The sequence below is a fragment of the Enterococcus sp. HMSC061C05 genome (genome assembly GCF_001814765.1).
Lineage (GTDB): Bacteria > Bacillota > Bacilli > Lactobacillales > Enterococcaceae > Enterococcus_B > Enterococcus_B lactis.
On sequence record NZ_KV817725.1, the window covers coordinates 139,851 to 157,356 of the forward strand.

General features: G+C 36.8%; 13 protein-coding genes. 5 read left to right on the plus strand and 8 right to left on the minus strand.

The annotated features are described in order from the left end of the window. Window position 1: 1 nt before the first annotated feature. Window positions 2–3,391 (minus strand): SpaA isopeptide-forming pilin-related protein, encoded by a 3,390-nt coding sequence (locus HMPREF2988_RS02105; RefSeq protein WP_070769905.1) that lies wholly within the window; start codon window positions 3,389–3,391, stop codon window positions 2–4. A gap of 244 nt (window positions 3,392–3,635) precedes the next feature. Between HMPREF2988_RS02105 and HMPREF2988_RS02110 the strand changes: the two genes are divergently transcribed. After that, window positions 3,636–5,027: an AcpB/EbpR/MafR family transcriptional regulator gene (locus tag HMPREF2988_RS02110; RefSeq protein WP_070704600.1), complete on the plus strand. Its 1,392-nt coding sequence runs from the start codon at window positions 3,636–3,638 to the stop codon at window positions 5,025–5,027. Between the two features lie 209 nt (window positions 5,028–5,236). Here HMPREF2988_RS02110 and HMPREF2988_RS02115 read toward each other — a convergent pair whose 3' ends face one another. Genes HMPREF2988_RS02115 through HMPREF2988_RS02125 form a run of 3 tightly spaced genes read right to left on the minus strand, consistent with a single transcriptional unit; the run spans window position 5,237 to window position 8,496 of the window. Then, entirely contained in the window at window positions 5,237–7,075 is a 1,839-nt protein-coding gene (locus tag HMPREF2988_RS02115) for a carbohydrate-binding domain-containing protein (RefSeq protein WP_070769906.1), read from the minus strand. Window positions 7,076–7,097: 22 nt separating this feature from the next. Continuing rightward, window positions 7,098–7,772, minus strand: a complete 675-nt coding sequence (locus tag HMPREF2988_RS02120) for a DUF4956 domain-containing protein (protein ID WP_070769907.1) — start codon at window positions 7,770–7,772, stop codon at window positions 7,098–7,100. After that, entirely contained in the window at window positions 7,762–8,496 is a 735-nt protein-coding gene (locus tag HMPREF2988_RS02125; RefSeq protein ID WP_002290387.1) for a polyphosphate polymerase domain-containing protein, read from the minus strand. Before HMPREF2988_RS02125 ends, HMPREF2988_RS02120 begins: the two co-directional genes overlap by 11 nt. Window positions 8,497–8,654: 158 nt before the next feature. On the opposite strand from HMPREF2988_RS02125, the gene HMPREF2988_RS02130 reads away from it, so the two are divergent. Next, window positions 8,655–9,329 carry a response regulator transcription factor gene (locus HMPREF2988_RS02130; protein WP_070769908.1) on the plus strand — a complete coding sequence of 225 codons (675 nt, stop codon included), beginning with the start codon at window positions 8,655–8,657 and terminating at the stop codon, window positions 9,327–9,329. Between the two features lie 4 nt (window positions 9,330–9,333). After that, window positions 9,334–10,674 carry a sensor histidine kinase gene (locus HMPREF2988_RS02135; RefSeq protein ID WP_002290385.1) on the plus strand — a complete coding sequence of 447 codons (1,341 nt, stop codon included), beginning with the start codon at window positions 9,334–9,336 and terminating at the stop codon, window positions 10,672–10,674. Window positions 10,675–10,873: 199 nt separating this feature from the next. Here the strand turns inward: HMPREF2988_RS02135 and HMPREF2988_RS02140 are convergent, their stop codons facing one another. The 4 genes from HMPREF2988_RS02140 to HMPREF2988_RS02155 all read right to left on the minus strand — a co-directional run bounded on the left by HMPREF2988_RS02140 (window position 10,874) and on the right by HMPREF2988_RS02155 (window position 14,467). After that, window positions 10,874–11,860 carry a DUF2382 domain-containing protein gene (locus tag HMPREF2988_RS02140; protein ID WP_002292433.1) on the minus strand — a complete coding sequence of 329 codons (987 nt, stop codon included), beginning with the start codon at window positions 11,858–11,860 and terminating at the stop codon, window positions 10,874–10,876. A gap of 242 nt (window positions 11,861–12,102) precedes the next feature. Beyond that, window positions 12,103–12,480, minus strand: a complete 378-nt coding sequence (locus HMPREF2988_RS02145; RefSeq protein ID WP_002292434.1) for a hypothetical protein — start codon at window positions 12,478–12,480, stop codon at window positions 12,103–12,105. Window positions 12,481–12,496: 16 nt separating this feature from the next. After that, window positions 12,497–13,423 carry a phosphodiester glycosidase family protein gene (locus HMPREF2988_RS02150; protein WP_002292435.1) on the minus strand — a complete coding sequence of 309 codons (927 nt, stop codon included), beginning with the start codon at window positions 13,421–13,423 and terminating at the stop codon, window positions 12,497–12,499. Between the two features lie 12 nt (window positions 13,424–13,435). Beyond that, window positions 13,436–14,467, minus strand: coding sequence for a GtrA family protein (locus tag HMPREF2988_RS02155; protein ID WP_002292436.1), 1,032 nt, complete (start codon window positions 14,465–14,467; stop codon window positions 13,436–13,438). Window positions 14,468–14,678: 211 nt separating this feature from the next. Here HMPREF2988_RS02155 and HMPREF2988_RS02160 point away from each other — a divergent pair, with 211 nt between their 5' ends. Continuing rightward, window positions 14,679–15,710: a tyrosine-type recombinase/integrase gene (locus HMPREF2988_RS02160; protein ID WP_002292437.1), complete on the plus strand. Its 1,032-nt coding sequence runs from the start codon at window positions 14,679–14,681 to the stop codon at window positions 15,708–15,710. 103 nt (window positions 15,711–15,813) lie between these two features. After that, entirely contained in the window at window positions 15,814–17,346 is a 1,533-nt protein-coding gene (locus tag HMPREF2988_RS02165) for an AMP-binding protein (protein WP_002339267.1), read from the plus strand. The last annotated feature ends 160 nt before the right edge of the window (window positions 17,347–17,506 follow it).

Consider the following 17,506-nt stretch of genomic DNA (forward strand, 5'->3'; position numbering starts at 1 on the left):
ATTAGCTGCCCCCTCTTTCTTTTTTGAAAAAAAGATACCAAATAGAAAATGTACAACCAATCATCCCTACTAGATAGATTCCTAAGCGGCCAATTCCTCCCGTATCAGGTAATGGTACTTTTGCCTGATTCGTGATGTCTAAAGAAATCTGGTTGTTTTTGGCTCCTGGTGAAAGAACAGACTCATACTCTTGTCCATCCACTTGAATCGATCCATCTTCTTTTATGATGATAGTAACTGGATCTTTTAGTCCTTGGTATCCTTCTGGTGTAAAGGTTTCGGTCAGCTTATAAGTTCCAGGTTTTAAATTTTCGAATAGAAAGGTGTCCGTTTCTTGTCCATCTTTTGGCAATTCTAAGTCCATTTCTGGTCCTTGCAGTCTGAATTTGGCTCCTTTTAATGCCTGTCCGTTGTCTTCCTTTTTGTGTACTGTCAGGTCAAACGCTTTTAATCGATTTTGATGAGTGAGCGTCCACATGCCATTCGTTGTCTCGGTGTTTTTCCCCGTGTAAATAATCTTTCCATATTTGTCGATTTGGAATTCATAATTTCCCGGCGAAGTATCATATCCGGCAGGACCAGCTGTTTCAACGACTCGATATTCTCCAGGTGTGAGTGAATCAAAAATGGCAAGACCTTTTTCATTCGTTGTTTGGCTGTCCATTGGCTGATAAGCACCGTTTGCTTCTTTTTTCTGTAGGGCAAAAGCTGCACCTTTAAGATTCATCTCTTTGCCCGTCCCTTGCATCGTATACTTACGTACTGCTATAGGAATTTCAACAAAAGGATTTTCAATGGTCAACTGGATCGTATCATCGGAAGTAGTGACTGTTTTTCCATCAATGGTTACCGTACCATCAGAAGCAATCTTGATTTCCCAAGTAGTCTTCTTGCTTAATTCATGACCTTCTGGAGCTTTTGTTTCTGTCAGTGTATAAGTCATTTCTTTTTGCAATTTGACATTTTCCGGAAGAGAATAGGTCCCATCACCATTATCAGTTAGTAAAGTATCAATAGAATCTCCTGTTAATTTGAAAACAGCGCCAATGAGATCCTTTTCTCCTGTAGAGGAATTTTTCGTTATTTTTAAGTCTAACGGTGTGAATTGTTTAGTATTCTTCCATGTCAGTGCATCTATTTGTTGAGAATCATATCCTGGTACAGGTAGTTCTTTGATTGTTTGGTAACTGAATGCTTGACCTTGATTATTATATTGAGGCAGTGATAGTATCTCGTGATAACTTTCTCCACTATTTGCAGAGAGTTTGTCGACGTCTGCACGTTCCCACGAATTTGCAGTATCTTTAGCTGGTTTAGTGATGCGGATATATCCGTTTTTCCAAGCTGCAGCATCTGTTGTATGGTTCCGTTGGATTTCAAAAGTGACTTGATCTGGACGATTAGCTGGATTATTGTCAAATTCTTCCCATAATTTTTTGATGTGAAGATTGACTCCGGGAGCTTTAGCAGATGGTATACCGAATTCAGCTAATTCGTCAGTGTCAATACTTGGTTGGAAAGTCGTCCTACCGTTCATTTGATACCAGAAATTCGGGTGGAAGTCCTCATTTTCTGTCTGGATCCTCACTTGGTAATGAATTTGGATTTCTTGGTCTTTTCCTAAATAAATCTGATTGCTCTTGATCGTATTTCCATCTATAGAAATAGTTGGAGTAACTGTTGTAGGGTTTGTTCCCACGCTTTTGACTGAAAGTGTACCAGGTTGATAAATAAATGGTTCTGCGATTGGATCATTTATTTGTCCATTACTTACAGTTGCAGAGATCTGTACAGCTTTTTTAGCCAGATATTCAGAGATATCTGTTGCATGATCGGCTGATTCATAATAAAGGTCACCTTTTTCATCTGCTGAAACCATTTGCCGCATACGAGACTCTACTTCTGCTTTAGATAGACCAGCTGCTGGATCGCTTTGAAGTTGGATACCAAGACCATGTATCTCGATTCCTCGTTCTTTAAGCGCCATCGCTTCTCCGATGGTTGCGATAAATGTGCTGTCTATTCTTCTGGATTGGTTGTTTTGGTCAGGTGCATAATAGCTTCTTGCAATTCGAGAAGTATTTCCCGGCTGATCTTGAGTATTGGAAAACTGGGTACCGTAATAATCGTTGCTTGGTTGTGCGTGTACTCGCTGTACTTTATAGGAAAATGTCGGTACACCATCCGTCAGCAAGACGATCACTTTTTTATGTCCGTTTGGAACGGATAGCATGTCTCCTGCATCTCTTAGTCCTTTTTGTGTAAAAGTACCGCCATTTGTCCATGAAGGTGTGATGGATTTTACTTGATTCTTTACTGAATCAAATGAACCCATCTGCACAGTACCGTTACTGTAGTTATAGCCATCACTGGAGTAGCCGACATATCCCATATTGATTTTGTCTGTGATACCGCTATCTGCTAAAGTATCGACAAAACGATCGACACCAATTTTTACTTCACCGATCCGATCATTGTCGTTCATACTTCCTGACCAGTCTACGACCAATACGAGATCAAGAGGTGTGATATCTTTTTGTACATTTCCACGGGCATTCAAATAAACATCAAACAATCCAGGTGTAGTTGTCTCCTTTGCAAACTTACGTATCGCATAGTCTGCTTGATTGCCTGTTCCCCCGTATTCGATATACGAATGAGTCCGATCATTAGGATCTCCATCCCAAGAATTTATCCCATCCCATTGATTTGATCCATTTTTATTACCTTGGTGATCAAGAACATTTGTATTTCCTGTAGGTTGCCAATTGGCTTTAGGATAAGTGCCTTGATCATCCGTCGTATACTCTGTAGGGATCGTCTGGTTAGCTGAAACAGTCATAGTTGGCAAAGACAATGTAGGCAATGTAAAGGGACTGACAGAATTTTCATTTTCTTCTGATATTCCTTCTTTTGTTTCGTCTGTATTTGGTGTTGACACTTCTGTCTCTTTCTTGTGTTCTGTCGCATCAGTAATGTCATACTCTTTATTATCGACGATCAGCTTATTTGTCTGGCTGTGATAAAGTGTTGGATCGATTGGAAGACTTAGATTGATCGTTTGTTTAGTGTTTGGAGAGATTTCCAGCGTGGTTTTCCCGCTTTTTACCTGATAAGCATAGCCATCTCCTTCCTTTCTTTCCACATCACTTAAGTAATTCTCAACTAGACCAATTTCTTTCTCTACCTTTTCTGTACTGTTGTTATTCGCATTTAGTTTGACGTTCAGTGCTTTTTTCCCAGATTGATCTGAAGTGATTTCAGCTGAAATGATTTCTAACATCGTTGGATTATCTGTAGCTTCTGCTGTTGCAGTTACAGGCAGAATGTTCGATAAACTCAATAATATCAGCACAAAAACAACTTTCAGCTTCTTCCCTGTGGTCGTCATTTTTCCCCTCCTTTTTATTTTTTTCTGTTTTGACGTGAATAGTGATGATTATTAAAATAAATAAACGTATTTATTCTAATATGATAATTATTATACGAAGGGCACTAGAGGGAATCACACCAATTTTCATACCAATTGGTTTCATTTATGACGTTGATTCCTTTGATTAATGAGCGTTTCATTAAAGAAAAGGGTTGAGGGAGAAAAACATATGATCAGGTTGCTGGAAGGAAACTATAGAAAGATGGAAAAAATCATTCGGATTCTATCCATTTCTGACAAGTGGATGACTAAAAAAGAACTTGCCAAACGAATCGGTAGTTCGGAATCTACGTTTGTAAGGTATATCGAAGAAATCAAAATCCGCTGGGGAACGGATGTAACGATTCAGTCTTCACAAAAATTGGGGTATCGACTTGAACATTTGAATGTACCGGCTTATTTAAATGTGCTAATGGAAATGTCACAAAGTTCTACAAATAGTCGTCTATTAAATGAAATCATTGTCAATCCGGGTAAAACGATCGAGTATTATTGTGAAAAAATCTCGATTAGTCGTTCTTCTTTTACGCGTAAGTTGAAACAATGCAATCAAATTTTAGAAAGCTATTTATTAAAAGTAATCGTCGACCAAGGGTTTCAGTTGACTAGCCTGAAAAGTGAGCTCCAGCTGCGTATCTTTGTCACCTTTTTCTTTTTAAGCTACTATGGAAGACGTACTTTGCCATTTCCAATCGAAAAAAAGAAGATCAAAGAAATTATGTCAAAGAACAATTGTCAGTTGAATTTATTCCAAGAAGAAAGTCCTTATGAGCAATCTTTCTTTATTATGTATTTTGTTGTGCATCTTATGCGGGAATCACAAGGAAATCCATTCGAATGGAAAGCTGGAGACCCATATGTAAAGTTGATAAATATAGATAAAAAAGACTTTTTGATCTTGAAAAATCTTTTAGGGAAATTGAAGTACAGCAGCTATATAAAAGTAGTGAACTATTTTGTCAATACGATTTTTTCAGAATTTTCGGAGAAAGAAAAAAATGAAATCAGTGAACAGATACGAAAAAATATATCCTACTGTTCATTTTCATCTGCTGATTGCAAAGAAAAAAACGAAGAATTTGTTGTTCGACTCTTAACTCAAATTTATTTTTTCTCACGTATTTTTCCATACGATACGACTCATTTGACGATCCGTGCCACTTTCTTTGCGGAACAGATGCAACATCGCCATATACGTCTATATGCTGGATTTCGTGCAGAACTTCAATTTTATTCCACCCTACTGAATCGAAATTTGATTTATTATTTATCTAGCTATATATTTTGGATGCTCATCGGTAATCCTGAAATACACCATTATACTTCCGATAAAAAAATACTGATCGTCAGTGACTTAAGTCTTCGACATAGTCGATACATTGAAGAATATGTCAGTGATGTTCTTGCTGTGCATAAGATTCACTCTGAAACAACTGCTATCACTGAAGATCAACTTTCGAAATACAATCTTCTTGAGTATGACCTGATCGTCACGAATCAACCAATTCCGAATACCCATGTTCCTTATATGTTGATTGATGATAGTGTGTCATTCGCAAATGAAGAAGAACTGATCCGCTTATTTGAGCTATAAACAATCAAAAAACAGCTATGTATACTCTACCATCCTGATAAAAATATCAGGAGAAATAGACATAGCTGTTTCTTTTTATTGGATACCTTTTGCAATCCAACGAGATTTAGGGCGAAAGTATATCAATAGTTATTCTTTCATTTTCAATCATAATTATCTGTTTATGAAACATCTTTTGTTGATTCATAATGTTAGGATCATTTTACTTGTTATCTTCCTCCGGGTCCCGCCATCTGACTCATTGAAATAGTTTCACCTGACTGTGAGACACTTGCTGTGTTTTCCGAGAGTGTAAATGAACCAAGCTCAGTTCCAGTTGTTTCTGATCCGGTATCAAATAACCCATTTTGTGGTTCTGTATTTGCAGTACCACCACTGACAATCGAGTAAGTATCTCCAGTGATCAATTCTTTTGTAGAAATAACAATTGTTTGATAATCTTTTGCGGGTTGATATGTGACCACAGTATCACCGCTGCTATTTTTGATGCTTATCAAAGTACCAGCTGATTGAACCGAATCAAACGTGATTGCAATGGTACCTTGTGTAGAAGAATCGCTAACTGTTTGCGCCATCCCACTTGCACCCGCAGCTACCAGTGAGCCACCGGATACATCAAATGTTCCTCCATAATCCAATGCGCCGTTTCCGCCATTTGTCGGTCCATCAACAGTAACTGTTCCGCCAGACATAGTGATATTTCCGTTACTATCTAATCCATCTCCTTCAGAATTGACTGACAGAGTCCCTCCGCTAATCGTTATTTGTTTGCTGTCATCTGATTCATCTGGAGCTCCGCCAAATGAATCAGCACCAAATTTTCCATTTTCCTGACTTGTGTCATTTCCTCCACCGGCATTTACCCCGTCATCACTGGCTACTATTTTTGTTTGTCCATCTTTGAAGTTAATCACAGCTGATTCTATTCCTTCGTAAGACTGTTGGATGTCAACAACACCTGCACTGATTGTCAATTCATTATCTGCGTGGATACCATCGTCTCCAGTTTTAGCCGTAATTGTACCGCCAGTAAGTTCAAAAGTGTTATTGGAATGGATGCTGTCATCAGCACTGTCTATGGAGTAGGTCCCACTGCTTATTTTTACTTGATTTCCAGCTTTGATTCCTTTGTAACTTTCATTTGTATTTATAGTTTGACTATTTGCCCCATCTGCAGTTTTGATTGTCATCTCAGCGTTTTGTAAAGTTGTATTTGTTTCTGCTTGAATGCCATCTCTTCCGCTACTAATTTCAAAAGTACCACCATCAATTGCTACGTATCCTTTTGTTTCATCTTCTGTATTGTTTGCTTGGATAGCGTCCCCTTCTGTTGTATTCAAGTTATAATTCCCGTTTCGAATAGAAACAGAATCTTTTCCTTTGATAGCATTGTTTTTAGCAGTAACTTCATATGTTCCTGAAACGAGTACAAGATCATCTTTGCTCCTGATTCCATTGCTGTAATTTCCATTGACTTTTAACGTGCCGGTTCCATTAATCGTTAAATCTTCTTTGCTGTATAATGTTGCGTCGGGTTCTGTTTCATTTTCAGCAAAAGAATAATTTTCACCATCTTTTAGATTGTTCGTTTTATTGTCAGCTAATGTTAGGATCACCTTCTCTGCTTGCTGGATATTGACGGCTGATCCGCTTGTATTAGTAATAGAGACACCGTTAAAGATCAAATGGATTTTTGCTTCTTTCGACGCATTGATAACGAGCTGGCCATCAGAAAGCGTTCCACTGAGGACGTATGTTCCTTCTTCTGAGATCGTTACTGTTTCTCCCTCTGCTGTTGCTCCGTTTCCATTGATAACCGGTTCTTCATCTAACGTTATTTTTGTTGCTGAGGTCTCATCGTATTCTGTTGATAAATCTTCTTCCTCGTACTTCCCATAGTAATTAGCTAACTCTTCCGATGTACTATTACTTGTTTGAGACGATGAGTTACTTGTTTCGGTATTACTCGTTTTGTTGCTAGATGATGATTGTGAACAAGAAGCAAGAAACAAGCTTGCAAGGAGCATTGTATAAATTGTTTTTTTCATCTAGTATCCTCACCTTTCAATGTTACAATTCATCGCGATTTGTAGCGACTTTTCCTAATACGACAGGCAGATTTCCATTCCTAACACGAACTCGATCAATCAATTCTTTTTCTTTTCCTTGGTCTTTCATCAGAATAACGTAGCGTAGTTCATATAAACTTCCCATTGTTGTTGTTCTCACAGAAGATAAATGATTGGTATAAGTATATTCTTCAAATATATCTGTAAATAATTCTGGGTAATCTAAATCCTCTGGTATTGTTATTTTTAATTCTCGTTCGGCAATTTTTTCTCTGCTTCCAAAAGGTGATAAATATAGAAACAATAAAAATAAAGCTACAATAACAGAAAATAACACAACATAAACTACGTATCCCATTCCAGTAGCGATCCCGATACCCATTGACCAAAAAATACTGGTAATTTCACGAGAACCACCTGCAACAGAGCGGAAACGAATTAAGCTGAAGGCGCCTACTACTGCTAAACCAGTGCCAAGGTTACCATTAACTAGCATAATGACAGATTGAACAAGCACCGGTAAAACAGCTAAAGTTACGACGAAGCTTTTAGTATAAACATTTCGCTGCATATGGATAAATGCAACTAATAATCCTAAAACTAATGAGACAAAGATACACAAAAGCAAATCGGTAAACTGAATGGTTGTTCCTGATTCAAACAGACTAGATAGCATGGATTTCTTCCTCCTTATGTTGAACAAATAGATGTCTTTTGTACGTTTCTGCATATTTTGAGAAACTGCTTTTTCGTACTGTAAATTTATTTAACAGTTCAACAAACCATAATGGATAAGCCCCCATTGCCTTTACTTCCATTAGCACACCAAGTTCAGGTGCAACTAGCTGTCCGCCACTTCCTTTTTTTAAATCAAGACAGGTATCTCGAAAACGAATTTTCTGATCAAAGGTCACTCGGAATTCTACTTCTTCGTCAGTGAACAAAGATATTCTGTCATAAGAGATCAATACTTGTGGAGTCAAATCTGGGTGCTGCTTGAACAACCAAAAGATCTCTTCGTTGATTTGATTACTGTCTACGTTGTTTCTTAAATAAAAATCTTTACTTTTCAACCAACATTCGTATGTTGAGTAATCCACAGGCAGCCTTCTTTTATAGACAATCCCATTTACTTTCTTTTTGATTTCCAAGAATATAGTACTCTCTTCGCTAGGGATTCCGTAGCTTCTTACTCTGAATTTTTCTTTGTATATTGGTTTATCCATCGAATGCTGAATAAACTGAAAATCTTTCGTATCATAATACAGAGACATAATTGTATGAAGCCCGTATTCGTCTATTGCCATCTTTTTTTCAAGTTGCTCGAAAAAAAGAGGAAATTGCTGTTCGGTCAATAAATATTTGTTTTCTTTTCTTTGAAATACTTTTTTTAGTTTCATGTTTTCTCCCCTTTACTGTTTGGTGATTATAACAACGAGTCTATGTAAACAAACTTAAATTCTCCTTAATTTAATAGATAAGTGGATTCTTTGATTATTTAAGCCAATTTTATGCTATCCATGTTAAACTAAAGTGACCAAATGAATGAGGTGGGAAAATGATTAAACTATTAGTAGTAGAAGACGATAAGGTATTATCCAATAATATAAAAGAAATACTCACAACAATTGGTGAGATAACACAAGTTTATAACGGTAGTGAAGGACTGTTTGAGTTGGAAAGCGGTGTTTATGACCTTGCAATCTTGGATTTGATGATGCCGGAAATGAATGGTTATGAAGTCCTAGCAAAGTTACGGAAAGAAAAAATACAGACTCCTGTATTGATTTTGACAGCAAAAGATAGTTTGGAAGATAAGATTGAAGGATTTCAACGTGGTGCAGATGATTATCTGACAAAACCGTTCTATCGAGAAGAATTGATCATGCGCGTGAAAGCATTATTGAAACGATCGCTTGGTCTCTTTGATGAAAACATTCTGAAGTATAAGGATATCAGTTGTGATCTAAAAAGTAATGAAGTATTGTATAAAGAACAAGTTTTGCCCATACAAGGAAAAGAGTTTGAATTACTCGTTTATTTTTTACAAAATAAAGGAATCATTTTGACAAAAGAGCAGATATTTGATCGGATCTGGGGATTTGATTCTGATACGACGATTACAGTTGTTGAAGTTTACATGAGCAATTTACGGAAACATCTACGCAGTACTGGACTAGATAAAGAAATCAAAACTTTACGTAATGTTGGTTATATATTGCAAGGGGTGTGATGCAATGAATGGAGATATTACACGCAAGCAGCGTAGCCGTTTTTTTGCAACGAATGTAGCTGCATTTGCTTTGATCTTTTTTCTTCTGGGGTTTATTACTTTACAGATATTGAACCAATCTGCGTATAGAGAAACGGATCTTTCATTAGAGAAAACAGATTTTGATTCTCGGACAGTACAATTAGAGATACAAAGGTATCAGCAAGGTGATCCCTTTTTGAACCCGAATCAAATGGAACAAAACAGAACAAACATGGAACAACCATTGATGGAACCATCAAATGACCGATTTAACACTCAAGTGATCTTGTGGTCTGAAAATGGTGAGATATTGAATAAGGCAGCTATTGGTGGACGCTTCAATCAGATCAAAGAATTAAAAATGGATACAAAAAATCTGAATACCATCCAAAATATTGAATTAAATGAAGAAAACGACTCATCTACCCTCTCCTTCCGCTCGATAACGAAAAAAGCAGAGACGAATCAAGTTGGTGTTGCCTATATCCAAATTTTAGAAAATACAAATCAAATCAAAAATTCATTAGCAACTTTTCGCACAATTATGATTTTGTGTATGGTTGTTTTCTGGCTTATCTCAATTGGCATTAGTTATTACTTGTCTAGTCTAAGCATGCGCCCTATCATTCTTTCTTGGAGAAGACAAAAAGAATTTGTCGAAAATGCTTCTCATGAATTACGTACACCGTTAACGATTATTCAAAATAGTTTGGAACATCTGTTTACCAAACCTGATCATACCATCATTGAGGAATCTGAAAGTATTGCTCAAGCATTGTCAGAGACGAGACGGCTCACTGGATTGACTTCAGATCTGCTGACGATTGCCCGAAATGATTCTGATCAGCAGCTACTTTCAAAACAAATGATCAATACACAGGAATATATCGAAAACCTTGTTAAACCATTTCAAGAGATGGCCACCATAGACGGAAAGGAGTTTATCCTTCATAACGAGGCAACATCAGAAGTACCAATTGACGAAAAAAAGATCCATCAAGTTTTGGTTATTTTGCTAGATAATGCCTTAAAATATACGAATCCAAAAGATAAAATTATTTTAGATTCGTCTGTTAACCATAAAGAATGGCTGATTCACGTAAAGAATACTGGCCCTTCTATCAGTGAAGAAGATCAAGTAAGAATCTTTGATCGATTTTATCGGGAAGATCAATCTCGTGCGAAGGAAACTGGCGGTTACGGACTTGGATTGGCGATTGCAAAACAGATAATCGAACAGCACCACGGACAAATTTCTGTATCCAATTATCTTCCACAAGGAGTTGATTTTAAAGTCCAATTACCGTTGAAGCCTAAAAAATAATGCTTAACTCTAAAACATACTAGGAAAAGGGCTGTGACAATAATCTTGTCACAACCCTGTTTTCCGAATAAACGGTGTTCCAGAAGTAGCTTCTTCGAAAATAAGCCGAAATTTCACAAAAATTTGAGAAGCAATTTTCGTAAACTCCTTCTTATTTCTTGAAGCTGACCACTTCTGTCACAACCTCTTTAGCTTACGCTTAAGATTTTTTATTGCGGTCTTCAATGTGTACATCACCGCTTGTGTCAATATCCAATTCTTCTCGGCTAACATCTTCTGTCACTTTTTCAACGTCTTCATGTTCTTCTTTATGAATTCCCACTTCTTCACGAACAACTGTATGCTTGCTAACATCTACTTGCTCTTCTTTGATTGGGATAGTGATCGTGTCATCTTCCAAGTTTTCGTCTGTACCCTGTGAAGATGGATCTGTTACTGGTTTGCGCTCGATGACGATTTCTTCACGTTTGACCGGTACTTCTACCGTTTCAGTATCGTTGACCACATGTTTGTGGATGTCGACTTCTCCAGTTGTAACATCATGTGTATTTACATCTAATTTTTCTTCTTTTAGTTGAATCGTATCATCATCTAGATTTGGTTTGCGATCGATGTCTTCCGTCTCTTTTGTACCCATAGAATCAGCTTCGCCAGGTACGTCCATCGGATCAGTTCCTGGTGTCATATTCAGTGGATCTGTTGTATTTTGAAAGCCTGTCGTGCCATCTACGTCCATTGGATCAGTGCCAGTCCCAGTCCCTAGTCCTGTTCCCATTGTGCTTGCTGGGCTAACAGTATCTTGTGTATCCATTGTGTCTTCTGTTGTTTCTGGCTGACGATAGCCTTTTACTGTGATGACAAATTTTCCAGCAGAAATATCTCCTCTATACTGATATAAAGGATCATTTTCTGGCGTAGCCGTCTCAGAATCATAGGTATCAAAAGAAAAAGTGTCTTTTATTCTTTCCCATAAAGAGCGATCTTCTTCGCCATCCATCCGATTCTCGTCTGTTTCAACATCTATGCCGGATAATCCGTCGAATCCTAGTCTAGTTGCTGCTTCATCAGTAGTATAAATAACGATATCATCTCGATCATACCCTTCGTTACGCAACCGTTCGATTACTGATAATGCTTCATCCCTTGTACTGTAGCTACCGATGACTGTTAAATTTTTGTCTTCCATGTAAATTCCTCCTAGCAAATAGATTTATGATTGATATATTTTTACTTATAAATTTATTCTATAGGAGACGATTGATTTCTACAAATATTTAGATTGGAATTAGATTAAAACATTTTAATTGAAATTTTGGAATATCTATGCTAATAGCAAAATATATATCACTAAAATAGTCATTTGTGCATTTATTCCTATAGGAAATTTTTTGAAAAAATTTCTTATATTTTCCATTTATTACGATTGTATTATTTATCCAATCCTTGAATAAGCAAGCTACTTATATAGATAAATAGACTGATTCCTAGTATAATCGTTCCTATCATAGGATAAATTCCTATGTAAGGTGATGAAGCTCCAGCTATTTCTAATATTCCTTTAAGAATCATTCCGACGATATAGCTAGCCAAACCCGTATTGAATAAATTGAAAGCCAGGCGATTTCGAAAAGTATTTAATATTTTTTCGAAAATAAAAAGGAATGCCCCTCCTACCATTGGAATAACCCAGACCCATTTCAGTGCTTGTGAAGTGACCCCGTGGCTAAAATGATGATAAACCAATTGAAAGATGAAAAGAATGACTGAACTAATAAAATAACTATAAAACGTTTTTTTCTTATTCATAATTATACCCCTTTTCTTAACCTATAAAAACGATATCGCTGACAGATCGTTCAGAGTTTCCACTTCCGCCGACTGTTTGATTAATGACTTTTCCATTGAAATAAAGCGTTGTTGACCCTCCACCATCTAAATTATATGCGGTTTTTGCTCCATGATTTTTCAATACAGTTGCTAGTTCGCTGAGACTCAACCCTTGACTATCATCTGTTCGACCTTCTGAAACAACAACGAGATAATGGTTTGTTCCAACTTGAGCAATTGCGGTTCGTGGATTACTTTGCATCGACTGCGACACTTCCTCATCTTCAGAAACAGTGACTTCTCCATCTTCAACTAAAGCAGGACCAAAAGATAAAACTTGTTGTACATCTTCTTCTACTAGCTTTTCAGCAGATGTTTCTGCTTCTTTTATTATTGAGAAATCACCATTTTTATCAATTACTAAGTCTTCTTTTGTTTCATCTTCACTAGGTGTATCACGATATAGTGTGCCATTTCTAAGTACATATCCTGTATCTCTAAAACCATAATAATCTCCGTTTATCGCTAAAATCGCTTGTTGTTCTTGTGCGATCGCAGATGTAGTTTCTTTGATGTTGCGTCCATACGTATTGTTTGCCAAAGCTGTTTTTAAATAGCTAGAATCGCTTACTGTAATATCAGCAACATAAACTGTGGTTTCATCAACACGTTCTGAAGATAATGTGATATTGATATTTTCATCTTGGTAGCTATTATCTGTAATCACTGGTTCAAAAGAACTTGAGTTACTCGTATTTTTTGTGTCTGTTGTCGAAGTGGAAGTCTCATTGGATACCGATTCTACTGCTGCTATTTCCTGAGGCAAAACAAATGTTTTTAATAATATATAACTTGAACTTCCTAACAAGAAAACACTCGATAGACATGCCCACATATATTTTTTTCGTAAAAAATGTTTCATAAAGATTTCCTCCTAACAAAAGACTATGCGTCTTTGAATCGAAAAACTGGCAAAAAACAATAAAATATCCACAACGGCCTTACAAAGCAAAAGCGACTGAATAATAACCGAAAGGATCGACACACCTAGCCAACTTAAAATCAGTTGAAGGAGAAACAGCAAGCTGTATTTATAAAAAGCAGTACGGGCTCTTTGTTTTCTGAACACATAATGTCGATTCATTTGATAATTGAAAATTCCTGATAGTACTCTAGAAAGTACGGTAGCAATCAACAAAGAAGCCATTGTATGATTTCCAATAAAAAATATAATGGAATAGAATAGTCCAATATCCACCAATGAAGAGGAAATCGAGGAAAAAAAGAAACGAATGAACGGACGATAAACAAGATAGGAATCTTGGAATATTCGAAAATGGGAACCTTTATTTCCATCGCTATATATTGTTTTGATAGGGATCGTAGTCATTCGATAGCCGATCTTTGGTAAAACTAGCAGTTGATTGATTTCATATTCAAACCGATTTCCTTCGATTTTGAGCAGTTCAGATAAACTAAAGATAGAAAATCCCCTCAGTCCTGTTTGTGTATCCTGTAAGTGGATACCTGAGGAAAGATAATAAAAACCGCTCGTCATTCGATTCCCGAAATAGCTTCGAAAGGGCGTGTTTTCATACGAAAAATCTCTTACACCCAAAAGGAATTCCTGACCAGCTAATCGATCTACTGCCACTAGCATTTTTTGGATGTCTTCGATTTCATGCTGACCATCACTGTCTGCTGTGACAACGCCAGTAATGTCTGGATAGGAATCAAGTATAACTGAAAAGCCGAATTTTAATGCATATCCCTTGCCTTTGTTGTCAAAGTAGCTGATTTTAGTGATATTAGGATGTTCCATTCGCTGAAACAGTTTTTGATAGGTTTTCCCACTTCCATCATCAACAATGATAATCGGTACGTTTACAGATTGTGCTAATTGATTAATGAAGAATACAGTGTTTTCTGTGGGTTCGTAGATTGGAATTAATAGAATAGCTGACATATACTCACCTGCTTTTATTTGAAATTGTAGTTATTGTTGCAAGTGAAACTTAAGGGCTTCTTAAAAACTAAGAGAATCACCTCTGATTTTGTAAAGACTTTTAAAAGACAGTTACATGGATGTTCGTTATCAAAGCAAGACAAATTCCCTATCGTCATTTGAGGAAATGCGGTAAAATAAAGGAAATGAACAATAACTGGAGGGATTTGTATTGGACAGCAAAACTAGAAAACAACTGCAAGAAAAATTAAAACAACGTACACATTTGCTCCCTTCCGTCTTTCAACAGTTTTTAGAAGAAAATCGTTCTTCTTTATCATTAGGTAGTCGCTATGAATATGCAAAAGATTTCCATTTGTTTACTGATTATTTGAGAAAAGTATTTTCTGAAGAAGTGGATGATCAGCTGATTATCCGTTTAGAAAAACAAGATTATCAGAATTTCTTAGCTAAAATCTATCGACATACTCGTTCGTTCCAAACTACAGCGAACCAAGAAACGGAGCAATTGTTTGAAAATAGCTATTACGGGATTTCGAGGAAGCAATATTCATTAAATCATTTTTTACGATTTTTATATCAAAAAGGACTAATTGAAGAAGAGATCTCTCTTTTGGGTACAAGTTTACCGGAAACGACTAAAGCAGCTCCGCGATATATCGATGCAGAACTTTTCAAAGATTTTGAGCATTTGTTTATCCCGATTGAAGGCTTTCAAACAAGCAGAGAAGCTAGCTTTGAAGAAAAGAATAGACCGAGGAACCTTGCGATTACTGCCATTCTTCTGTATTGCGGATTAAAGATCCATGAAGTAGTAGAACTTAAACGTAAAGATGTATCTTTGACCAAGCAGATTCTTAATCTGAATAGAAAAGAAAACAGATTGAGTAAAGTACCAATACCAAAAGAAGCGATGCCGTTTCTGGAGAACTATTTTAAGTTAACCGCACAAAATACGGACGAAAATTCTTTTGTTTTTCGTTCCTCGCATGATCAACAAATTTCTCCTCGGACTATTCGCCAAATTTTGAGCAAAATCACAGTGTATAAGAATGTATCACCAGAATTATGCCGAAAAACCTATCGCTATTATACCGAACTATATTTAGATGATGCTGACGCGGTAAACTATTTATGCGGTAATCGATACCTATCTTCCCACTCTTTTCAAGAAATCTGGGAAAAAATGGTTGATTTTTCTTATCACGAATTAGCGGCATTCGTTCAGGTTTCTGTCACATAGGAACCTGAACTTTTTTTCACAATAAACTATATTATTGTATAAAGGTTTATGTTACGATTATCTTGAGTTTGTATATTACTTAACAAAAGATAATGGAGTGTGAATGATGGAGACCATAACGTATTCCCCTTTGAATTTATTTACGAATTTTCAAGAAGCCGCAGCTGGCTTTTCCGAGACCCCGATTATCTGTGATCAGCCGCTTTCTGCTTTTCCTGAGTTAGGACTTGAAACAACTTACAAAAAATGCTTTGAAAGTGTGTTAGATCGAGCTTATCAATTGGCCCATCTTGGTGTGAAATCTGGAGACAAAGTCATTATCTATAAGAGTTCCGCTTTTGACACATACCTTCTCGCTGTTTCTGTGTCTTACCTTGGTGCAGTGCCTGTCATGACTTCTTATCATCTACCAACAGCGACAATGGAAGTATTTATCGACCGTTTAGAAGACCCCTTCATTTTATTTGATGATGAGACAAAAAAACGAGTGGGAGAAATTTCAAACGGGACTAAGTCAAAACAGATTCCTATTTTTTATTTACTGGAGCAACCTACTTTTCCTGTTCCCCAATCGTTTTTAGCTAAAAATGAAATTTCTTATATGACCCATACTTCTGGTACAACTGGTATCCCTAAGCTTATTTGTCATTCTGCTCATTCTATGGGTTGGCGAACGAAATGGCAAAAAACTGTTTTTGCAAAAATTTCAGAAAAGAAATTAATCGCTTTTCACATTTCCCCCGTACATTCTAGATTCAATATTGGCATCTCTTCTTTGATGTCCATGGGTTTTCCTATGATGCCTTTAGCAGACGCACAAAGTTCAAAAATTATTCGTATGTTGGAAACCCACCGACCAATCGCATTAGAGACTCATCCGAATAACTTTGTTCAGTGGAGTTTTACTGCTAAAGAACATCCAGAAGCTTTCTCTGGTATCCGTTATTATCACTCTACTTTTGATGCCATAAACAATCAGACAATGGAAACATTTTTGCGAACATCAATAACACAAGATGCGGTATTCCTTCAAGTATATGGCCAAAGTGAATGTGGACCAATGATTCTTAAGGCTCATACACTGGAAAGTTTGAAAACGAGTGATGCAAGAGATATGGGCGTTGGACTGGAAGACATGACAAGCGCTCGGATCACAGATTCAATTGGGAATGTCCTTCCTGAAAATACAGATGGTCATATACAATTACTGTCTAAAGGACGGGCTTTGACTTATTATAAGGAAGATGCACGGTTCCAGGAAAATGTTTATGGCGATTGGTGGGATAGCGGAGATTACGGATTTATGGATGAGCGTGGTCACCTATTTTTGAAAGATCGGCAAGTGGATTTGATCGAAACGATCAACAGTACATTAGCTATTGAAGACTTTTTATTAGATTCGTTAGATTTTTTGGCAGAAGTAGTGATTGTAAGGGATAAAAATCATTCTCCACAGCCGATTATTGCTTTAGCCCCTGATAAAGAAATGGATTGGAATCGCTGGTGGGAGCAAGTCCATGAACTTCCACGTTTGAACGCCCCTATCATCCGTGACTTTGATGCAATCCCGCGAACAGCTACAATGAAAGTTCAGCGGCTTCAAATCGAGAAAGAATTAAAAACACAAAACAACTAATCGTTTTTAAGGGGTTATTAAAAAGCTGTCCTGCATCAAGTAATAAGAACAGCCAAACAAAAGTGGTTCCTCATATTTTGCCGTTTGTTGAGCTAATACCAAGAACCAGCTAATTGAACATCGTTTATTTGGAAAAAGGGAATGTGACACGATTTTTGTC